Source organism: Roseateles flavus (assembly GCF_039872765.1).
Classification (GTDB): domain Bacteria; phylum Pseudomonadota; class Gammaproteobacteria; order Burkholderiales; family Burkholderiaceae_C; genus Roseateles_B; species Roseateles_B flavus.
This window is the reverse complement of sequence record NZ_JBDPZC010000005.1, coordinates 288,960-298,944: the sequence shown is the minus strand read 5'-3', so window position 1 is coordinate 298,944 and position 9,985 is coordinate 288,960. Positions and strand designations below refer to the sequence as shown.

Below are 9,985 nucleotides of genomic sequence, written 5' to 3'. Positions count from 1 at the left end.
CTTCACCAGCTGGTCGCTGGTGAGGCCGCCGACCTGGTTGCTGGTCAGTGCCGCGGCCTGGGCCGTGTTCAGGGCCACGATCTCGTCCGTGGTCAGGGCGGCCAGCTGGGCCGAGTTCATGCCACGCAGGGCCGCGGTGTTGATGGAGGCGAGGTCCTCGGTCTGCAGGGCCTTGATCTGTTCCGAGGTCATGGCGCCAACCTGGGCGCTGGTCAGGACCTTGAACTGGTCGGTGCCCAGGGCATTCAGGTCGTCCGTGCCCATGCCCCTGATCTGGGCCGTGGTCAGCGAAGCGACCTGGGCCGTGGTCAGCGCGCCGATCTGGTCGGAGCCCAGGGCGGCGATCTGCTCGGTGCCCAGGGCCTTGATGGCGGCGGTGCTGATGGCTCGCAGGTCATCGGTCTCGAAGGCGGCCACCTGGTCGGTGCTCAGGCCCTTGAGCTGGCTGCTGGTGAGGGCAGCCGCTTGGGCCGTGGTCAGCGCCTTGATCTCGTCGGTCGAGAAGCCGCCGAACTGGTTGGCCGGCGCCGTGGACAGGGCCGCGATCTGGGCGGTGGTCAGGGCGACGATCTGGTCAGACGTCAGCGCGGCGATCTGGTCGCTGCCCAGGGCCTTCAGCGTCCCGGTGTTGATCGCCCGCAGGTCGTCGGTCTCGATCTTGACGATCTGGTCGCTGGTCAGACCGGCGACCTGGCCGCTGGTCAGGGCAGCGGCCTGGGCCGTGTTCATGGCCACGATCTCGTCGGTGGTCAGGGCCGCCAGCTGGGCCGAGTTCATGCCGCGCAGGGCGGCGGTGTTGATGGCGGCGAAGTCCTCGGTCTGCAGCGCCTTGACCTGCTCGGAGGTCATGGCGCCGACCTGGGCGCTGGTCAGCACCTTGAACTGGTCAGTGCCCAGGGCGTTGAGGTCGTCCGTGCTCATACCGCGGATCTGGGCCGTGGTCAGGGCGGCCACTTGCGCCGTGGTCAGCGCGCCGATCTGCTCGGAGCCCAGAGCGCCGATCTGCTCGGTGCTGAGAGCCCTGATCGCGGCGGTGCTGATGGCGCGCAGGTCATCCGTCTCAAGCGCGGCCACCTGGTCGGTGCTCAGACCCTTGACCTGGCTGCTCGTCAGCGCAGCGGCCTGGGCGGTGGTCAGGGCACGGATGTCGTCCGTGGCGAAGCCACCGAACTGGTTGCCCGGTGCGGTCGCCAGGGCGGCGATCTGGGCCGAGGTCAGGGCCACGATCTGGTCGCTGGTCAGCGCGGCGATCTGGTCGCTGCTGAGCGCCTTGAGCGTGCCCGTGCTGAGGGCGCGCAGGTCGTCGGTCTCGATCTTGGCGATCTGGTCGCTGGTCAGGCCCGCGACCTGGCTGCTGGTGAGGGCTGCGGCCTGGGCCGTGGTCAGCGCGACCACCTCGTCGGTCGTCAGGGCACCCACCTGCACGGAGCTCAGACCACGCAGGGCGGCGGTGTTGATGGAGGCGAAGTCCTCGGTCTGCAGGGTCTTGATCTGCTCCGACGTGAGGGCGCCGACCTGGGCACTGGTCAGCACCTTGAACTGGTCGGTGCCCAGGGCGTTGAGGTCGTCACTGGCCAGGGCACGCAGCTGCGAGGTGGTCAGGGCCGCGACCTGGGCGGTGGTCAGGGTCGCCAGCTGGTCGCTGCTCAGTGCCGCGAGCTGGTCGGAGCTCAGGGCCTTGATGGTGGCGGTGCTGATGGCGCGCAGGTCATCGGTCTCGAGCTTCACCAGCTGGTCGCTGGTCAGGCCGCCGACCTGGTTGCTGGTGAGGGCCGCGGCCTGGGCGGTGCTCAGGGCCACGATCTCGTCCGTGGTCAGCGCGGCCAGCTGGGCCGAGTTCATGCCGCGCAGGGCGGCGGTGTTGATGGAGGCAAAGTCCTCGGTCTGCAGGGCCTTGACCTGCTCGGAGGTCAGGGCGCCGACCTGGGCGCTGGTGAGCACCTTGAACTGGTCGGTGCCCAGGGCGTTGAGGTCGTCGCTGGCGAGGCCACGGACCTGGGCCGTGGTCAGCGAGGCCACCTGTGCGGTCGTCAGCGCGCCGATCTGGTCGGAGCCCAGGGCGCCGAGCTGTTCGGTGCTGAAGGCCTTGATGGCGGCGGTGCTGATGGCGCGCAGGTCATCGGTCTCGAAGGCGGCCACCTGGTCGGTGCTCAGGCCCTTGAGCTGGCTGCTCGTCAGCGCGGCGGCCTGGGCGGTGGTCAGGGCCTTGATCTCGTCGGTGGAGAAGCCACCGAACTGGTTGCCCGGTGTGGTCGCCAGGGCGGCGATCTGGGCCGTGGTCATGGCCACGATCTGGTCGGACGAGAGCGCGGCGATCTGGTCGCTGCTCAGGGCCTTGATGGTGCCGGTGCTGATGGCACGCAGGTCATCAGTCTCGATCTTGGCGATCTGGTCGCTGGTGAGGCCGGCGACCTGGCTGCTGGTCAGCGCCGCGGCCTGGGCCGTGCCCATGGCCACGATCTCGTCCGTGGTCAGGGCGGCCAGCTGGGCCGAGTTCATGCCACGCAGCGCGGCGGTGTTGATGGAGGCGAAGTCCTCGGTCTGCAGGGCCTTGATCTGTTCCGAGGTCATGGCGCCGACCTGGGCGCTGGTCAGGACCTTGAACTGGTCGGTGCCCAGGGCATTGAGGTCGTCCGTGCCCATGCCGCGGATCTGCGCGGTGGTCAGGGCGGCCACCTGGGCCGTGGTCAGCGCGCCGATCTGGTCGGAGCCCAGGGCCGCGATCTGCTCGGTGCTGAGGGCCTTGATGGCGGCGGTGCTGATGGCGCGCAGGTCATCGGTCTCGAAGGCGGCCACCTGGTCGGTGCTCAGGCCCTTGAGCTGGCTGCTGGTCAGCGCGGCCGCCTGGGCGGTGGTCAGGGCCTTGATCTCGTCGGTGGAGAAGCCGCCGAACTGGTTGCCCGGCGTGGTCGCCAGGGCGGCGACCTGGGCCGTGGTCAGGGCGACGATCTGGTCAGACGTCAGGGCGGCGATCTGCTCGCTGCCCAGGGCCTTGATCGTGGCGGTGTTGATCGCCCGCAGGTCGTCGGTCTCGAGCTTGGCGATCTGGTCGCTGGTGAGTCCGGCGACCTGGCTGCTGGTCAGCGCCGCGGCCTGGGCCGTGGTCAGGGCCACGATCTCGTTCGTGCCCAGGGCACCGATCTGGGCCGAGTTCATGCCGCGCAGGGCCGCGGTGTTGATGGAGGCGAAGTCCTCGGTCTGCAGGGCCTTGATCTGGTCCGAGGTGAGGGCGCCGACCTGGGCGCTGGTCAGCACCTTGAACTGGTCGGTGCCCAGGGCATTCAGGTCGTCGCTGGACAGAGCGCGCAGCTGCGAGGTGGTCAGGGCCGCGACCTGGGCGGTGGTCAGCGTCGCCAGCTGGTCGCTGCTCAGGGCGGCGAGCTGGTCGGAACTGAGGGCCTTGATGGTGGCGGTGCTGATGGCGCGCAGGTCATCGGTCTCCAGCTTGAGCAGCTGGTCGCTGGTCAGGCCGCCCACCTGGCCCGTGGTCAGGGCCGCGGCCTGGGCGGTGCTCAGGGCCACGATCTCGTCCGTGGTCAGGGCCGCCAGCTGGGCCGAGTTCATGCCGCGCAGGGCGGCGGTGTTGATGGAGGCCAGGTCCTCGGTCTGCAGGGCCTTGACCTGCTCGGAGGTCATGGCGCCGACCTGGGCGCTGGTCAGCACCTTGAACTGGTCGGTGCCCAGCGCGTTGAGGTCGTCCGTGCCCATGCCCTTGATCTGGGCGGTGGTGAGCGAAGCGACCTGGGCCGTGGTCAGCGCGCCGATCTGGTCGGAGCCCAGGGCGGCGATCTGGTCCGTGCCCATGGCCCGCAGCGTGGCGGTGTTCAGCGCACGCAGGTCATCGGTCTCCAGGGCGGCGATCTGGTCGCTGCTGAAGCCGCGGATCTGGCTGCTGGTGAGGGCCGCGGCCTGGGCCGTGGTCAGGGCCTTGATTTCATCGGTGCTCAGGCCGCCGAACTGGTTGGCCGGCGTGGTGGCCAGGGCGGCGATCTGGGCCGAGGTCATGGCCACGATCTGGTCGCTGCTCAGGGCGGCGATCTGATCGCTGGACAGCGCCCGGATGGCACCGGTGCTCATGGCACGAAGGTCGTCGGTCTCGAGCTTGGCGATCTGGTCGCTGGTCAGTCCGGCCACCTGGGCGCTGGTCAGGGCTGCGGCCTGGGCGGTGCTCAGGGCCACGATCTCATCCGTGGTCAGTGCGCCGACCTGGGCCGAATTCATGCCGCGCAGCGCGGCGGTGTTGATGGAGGCGAGATCCTCGGTCTGCAGGGCCTTGATCTGTTCCGAGGTCATGGCGCCGATCTGGGCGCTGGTCAGGACCTTGAACTGGTCGGTGCCCAGCGCGTTGAGGTCGTCCGTGCCCATGCCCTTGATCTGGGCGGTGGTGAGCGAAGCCACCTGGGCCGTCGTCAGGGCGCCGATCTGGTCGGAGCCCAGGGCGGCGATCTGCTCGGTGCCCAGGGCCTTGATGGCAGCGGTGCTGATGGCACGCAGGTCATCGGTCTCCAGCGCGGCGATCTGATCGGTACTCAGGCCCTTGACCTGTGCACTGGTCAGCGCGGCGGCCTGGGCGGTGGTCAGGGCCTTGATCTCGTCGGTCGAGAAGCCGCCGAACTGGTTGCCCGGCGTGGTGGTCAGCGCGGCGACCTGGGCCGTGGTCAGGGCGACGATCTGGTCAGAGCTCAGGGCGGCGATCTGGTCGCTGCTGAGGGCCTTGATCGTGGCGGTGTTGAGGGCGCGCAGATCGTCGGTCTCGAGCTTGGCGATCTGGTCGCTGGTCAGGCCGGCGACCTGGCTGCTGGTCAGCGCCGCGGCCTGGGCCGTGGTCAGGGCCACGATCTCGTTCGTGCCCAGGGCACCGATCTGGGCCGAGTTCATGCCGCGCAGGGCCGCGGTGTTGATGGACGCGAAGTCCTCGGTCTGCAGGGTCTTGATCTGGTCCGAGGTGAGGGCGCCGACCTGGGCGCTGGTCAGGACCTTGAACTGGTCGGTGCCCAGGGCGTTGAGGTCGTCGCTGGACAGGGCGCGCAGCTGCGAGGTGGTCAGGGCCGTGACCTGGGCGGTGGTCAGGGTTGCCAGCTGATCGGAGCTGAGGGCCGCGAGCTGGTCGGAGCTCAGGGCCTTGATGGTGGCGGTGCTGATGGCACGCAGGTCATCGGTTTCCAGCTTCACCAGCTGGTCGCTGCTGAGGCCGGCCACCTGGGTGCTGGTCAGGGCCGCGGCCTGGGCGGTGCTCAGGGCCACGATCTCGTCCGTGGTCAGCGCCGCCAGCTGGGCCGAGTTCATGCCGCGCAGGGCGGCGGTGTTGATGGAGGCCAGGTCCTCGGTCTGCAGGGCCTTGACCTGCTCGGAGGTCATGGCGCCGACCTGGGCGCTGGTCAGGACCTTGAACTGGTCGGTGCCCAGCGCGTTGAGGTCGTCCGTGCCCATGCCCCTGATCTGGGCCGTGGTCAGGGCGGCCACTTGTGCGGTGGTCAGGGCGCCGATCTGGTCGGAGCCCAGGGCGGCGATCTGCTCGGTGCCCAGGGCCTTGATGGCGGCGGTGCTGATGGCGCGCAGGTCATCGGTCTCCAGCACGGCCATCTGGTCGGAGCTCAGGCCCTTGATCTGGCTGCTGGTCAGGGCAGCGGACTGGGCCGTCGTCAGGGCGACGACATCTTCGGTGTTGAGGGCGCCCAGCTGGCTGCTGGTCAGCGCGGCGGCCTGGGCCGTGGTCAGCTGGGACACCTGGTCGGAGCTGAGGCTGCGGATCTGGTCGCTGCTGAAATTGCGCAGGGCGCTGGTGCTCAGCGCCCTCAGATCGTCCGATTCCAGCTTGGCCAGCTGGTCACTGCTGAAGCCGGTGACCTGGCTGCTGGTCAGGGCGGCCGCCTGGGCCGTGGTCAGCGCGACCACCTCGTCACTGGTCAGTGCGCCGATCTGGGCCGAGCTCATGCCGCGCAGGGCGGCGGTGTTGATCGAGGCCAGGTCTTCGGTCTGCAGCGTCTTGATCTGATCGGTGCCGATGGCGGCGACCTGTGCCGAGGTCAGCACCTTGAACTGGTCGGTGCCCAGGGCGTTCAGGTCCTCACTGCCCATGCCCCGGATCTGCGAGGTGGTCAGGTTGGCGACCTGGCTGGTGGTCAGTGCGCCGATCTGGTCGGAGCCCAGGGCCGCGATCTGGTCGGAGCTCAGGGCCTTCAGGGCGGCCGTCGAAATCTGGCGCAGATCTTCCGTCTGGATCAGCGGGATCTGGTCGGAGGTGAGGACGCCGACCTGCGTCGAGGTCAGGGCCTTGTACTGGTCCGTGGTCAGCGCCTGGAGGTCGTCGCTGCCCAGGCCCTTGATCTGGCTGGTGGTCAGGGCGGCCACCTGCGTGGTGGTCAGCGCGCCGATCTGGTCGGACCCCAGCGCACCCAGCTTGGCGTCCGACATCGCGCGCAGGGCGGCGGTGTTGAGGGCCCGCAGGTCTTGCGTCTCGAAGCGTGCGATCTGGTCGCTGGCCAGGGAGTTGATGGCGAAGGTTCCCAGCGAGGCCACCTGCTGGGTGGTCAGCGCGATGATCTGGTCGCTGCTGAAGGCGGCCCAGTCTTCCGTCGTGAGCTTGGCCAGCGTTTGGGTCGACAGGGCAGCGATCTGGTCGGTCGACAGGGTGAGAATCAATGACGCCATGGTGTGCTCACTTGGTTATTGCTGGACGCCCGGCCTGAAAGCTCGGGAGCTGGGGAAGTGCGGCTCCAGACGCCCCGGCTGGGGCCTGAACGCCACTTCCTGACCATCAATGTCAATCAATGCGTTGCGCGGGACTTTTCCCGCTTCAGTCGGATTTCGACCCGCCCAGCGCAAACTTGAGCGCAGGCGCGCCCCCGACACCGGGGACGGGGCTGGAGGGACGAAAGGGCGGAGGTTTTTCACGAATTTCAGCCTTGGCCGTCCGGCAGGGGCCCGGACGCAGCCTGGGAATAGCTCGCCCGGCGATGCTAGGGGCGGGCGGACGCTGGCAAAGCCGGCAAAAGCTGTTGCAATACTTGCCTGTTCCCGCCATGGGCGCGGTTGCATCCGGCTCCAATGGCGTCGACGATGGGGCCCGGCATGCGCCCGGACCGATCCATTGATGCCTCTATGCAGATCACCACACTCATCCCGGCCTACAAGACCAAATACCTCGCGGAGCTGCTGACGGGCCTGCTGACCCAGACGCGCCCCGCCGAGCGGGTGATCGTGTCGGATGACAGCCCGGACGGCAGCTTCGGCGCCTTGCTGAGGGAAGGGCCGCTGGCCAGGTTCGCGTCCCGGCTGCCCCTGGAGATTCATCCGGGGCCGCGCGCGGGTGCCTATGAGAACTTCAAGCACCTGGTGAAGCTCTGGGGAGGCCAGTCCGAACTCTTCCATATCCACCTGGACGACGACGTCATCTACCCCGACTTCTATGCCCAGCACCGCATGGTCCATGCCGCGGGAGATGTAATCTCCTGCAGCGTCAGCGCGCGCTGGACGGCAAACGAAAAGGGGCAACCCATCGAGGGCATGCCCATCCCGGATGGAATCTTCCATGCTCAGGCCCGCATGATGTCGGTCGGCCCCATGGCCCTGATCTCCAGTACCGTGCCTTATTGCCAGAATTGGCTGGGAGAATTTTCGAACTGCGTCATCCGGGCCGAGCATGCCGGCCTGCTGGCGGACACCCAGTTCGGCGGCGTCTCTTACGCCGGCCTGTGGGACCTGGGCTTCTTCATTGCGGCCAGCCTGCGCCAGCCCATCGCCTACATCCAGGACCGCCTGGGCTACTTCCGCGCCGGCGGCGAGGGCCACTCGGCCCAGGTCAACGGCAAGCACATGAAGGCGGCCCACCTGGGCTACGCGGCGCTGGGCGTGGGTCTGCAGCGCCTGGGGCGCATGAACGAGGCGCAGGCCAGGCTCTGCTATGAAGGCATTGCGCAGGCCCTGATGGCACGCTATGGCGGCCAGGAGGACATGCAGCCGTTCGCCGCCCTGCTGATGCGCATGGCGCAGCAGGATGTGCAGGCGGGCGAGGACTTCGTGAACGCCTGGCAGGCCTTCCTGACCCAACACGGCTTCTGAGATGAATCTGATGCAACGCCTGGAGCGCTGGCGCGGCCTGATCAGCCGCCTGCCGGCGCTGGAGCTGGAGGGTGCCGTGCGGGCCCTGCTGGTGCACTTCTTCTTCCACACGTCCGACAAGCAGCGGGTGGAGCTGGTGGGTGAGGGGCCGCGCACGGTCAACGTCCTGACGCCCACGGTCTTCAAGGGCGCCGGGGCCTTCAGGCTCAGCAACCGGGCCGTCTTCGGCGTGCCGCGCTCGCCGGGCAGCTTGTCCTGCAGCTACTTCGAGTCCCGCACGCCGGAGTCGCTGATCGACATCGGCCCGGGCACGGTCTTCAACAACCGCTGCGTGCTGATCTCGGAGGGCGCCTTCATCCGCTTCGGGGCGGACTGCCTCGTAGGCCAGGAGCTGCAGGTCTTCGACAGCCATCTGCACGACCTGCGCCTGGCGCACCGCCGCTCGCCGGACCCGACGCCGCGTGGGGTGGAGATCGGCAATCAGGTCTTCATCGGCGCGCGGGTGACCCTCCTCAAGGGCGTGAAGATCGGCGACGGCTGCATCATCGCCGCCGGCGCCGTGGTGACGCCGGGCTTCGAGGCGCCGCCCATGACCCTGGTGGGCGGCAACCCGGCGAGGGTGCTGGGGCCGGTGCCCCAGGACTGAGCGATCATCGGGTCGGCATGAAAAGGAAAAGGGCGCTTCGTGCGCCCTTTGTCATGGCTTGACGCGCATCAAGACTCGTCGTTGAGGCGCAGCAGGTAGGTGTCCTGCGCCCGGGTGGCGCGCACGACGCGGCGGCCGTGCTCGTTGACGGCCAGGTAGAGGTCGATCGAGCCCTTCTGCGCGACCTGGGCCTGCAGGGCCTCGGGCACGTCGTAGCCGATGGTGGACACGGGCTGCTCGGCGCCGTGCTTCTGGGGCGACAGGCCGGTGTACTCCCAGGATCCCAGCATGGAGCGGCGGGCCCAGCTGTCATCGGCAGGCAGGGCGGTGCCGCGGTCCACGGCGCGGCAGACGATGGAGATGAAACCGCACTCCTTGCCCGGCACATAGAGGGCGGCATCGGAGGGGTGGCGGCTGTAGAGGCAGTCGATGGGCGCGAAGTTGAAGTAGCGCAGCATGTACTCCAGCAGCGGGATCGAGGGGTACCAGAAGGTGTTGGGCTCGGTCTGCAGCTTGCCGGCGGTGTTGAAGTGCATCACGTCGGACTGCTCGTTGACGACATTGGTCGAGAGCATGAAGAGTCCGTTCTTCTTCACCAGCGGGCGGGCACAGGCCAGCGTGTGCATGGGCGAGAACACGTGGTAGAGCACGCCGGAGAGGTTGACGTAGTCGAAGCTGCCTTCGTCGGCCAGCTTCTGGTGCAGGTCGTACATCAGCCCGACCTCACGGAAGTCCCAGTCGGCCTTGTAGACCTTCTTGAGCCAGTCCATCTTCTGGGCGCAGTGGGGCACGGCGTCGGTGGCGAGCACGCGGCGGGCGCCCTTGCGGTTCATCAGCACGGGGATCACGCCTTCCATGCTGCCCAGGTCCAGGCAGTCCTGGCCCTGGAGATGGGCCTGGCGCATCAGCATGCGGGGCATGTAGGGGAAGTCGGGCGGATAGGTGCCCTGGGCGACGAGGCCGGGGGAGAGCTCGACGGTGTAGTACCACCATTCCTTGGCGGCCTGGGCCAGTTCTTCGTTGCTGAGCATGGGAGGGGCTCCTGTCCGTGGACGACGTGGCAGCGGCACCTGCGGGCGGGGCTGCATACCGGGAGTCTGCCCTGGGTGGCGGGGGGTGATCCATCCTGGACGGGGCGGGGGAGGGGGCATTTCCAGCGTTTGGGGACGGGGCGCTTCGCTGGCCGGGGTGGAGCGTCGCCGGGACGCGAGGGCAGGGGATTGCTCCGTGTCCTGCGCACCGCGTTGCGGTCCTCCCCCTTTTACCTGCGCAATCCCC

Annotated in this window: 4 protein-coding genes; 2 read left to right on the top strand and 2 right to left on the bottom strand. The window is 68.5% G+C overall.

Features of this window, described 5'->3' with window-relative positions; all coding sequences use genetic code 11:
* Positions 1-6,651, bottom strand: a 6,651-nt coding sequence (locus ABDJ40_RS12885) for a heme utilization protein (protein ID WP_347610247.1), incomplete at its 3' end; no start/stop codon positions are given.
* A 450-nt stretch (positions 6,652-7,101) separates the two neighbouring features.
* Between ABDJ40_RS12885 and ABDJ40_RS12880 the strand changes: the two genes are divergently transcribed.
* Both ABDJ40_RS12880 and ABDJ40_RS12875 read left to right on the top strand, forming a co-directional pair.
* Complete coding sequence (locus ABDJ40_RS12880; protein ID WP_347610245.1) at positions 7,102-8,061, top strand: glycosyltransferase family A protein; 960 nt, start codon at positions 7,102-7,104, stop codon at positions 8,059-8,061.
* Between the two features lies 1 nt (position 8,062).
* Positions 8,063-8,707 carry an acyltransferase gene (locus ABDJ40_RS12875; RefSeq protein WP_347610243.1) on the top strand — a complete coding sequence of 215 codons (645 nt, stop codon included), beginning with the start codon at positions 8,063-8,065 and terminating at the stop codon, positions 8,705-8,707.
* Between the two features lie 68 nt (positions 8,708-8,775).
* Here the strand turns inward: ABDJ40_RS12875 and ABDJ40_RS12870 are convergent, their stop codons facing one another.
* Entirely contained in the window at positions 8,776-9,738 is a 963-nt protein-coding gene (locus tag ABDJ40_RS12870) for a class I SAM-dependent methyltransferase (RefSeq protein WP_347610241.1), read from the bottom strand.
* Positions 9,739-9,985 lie beyond the last annotated feature (247 nt).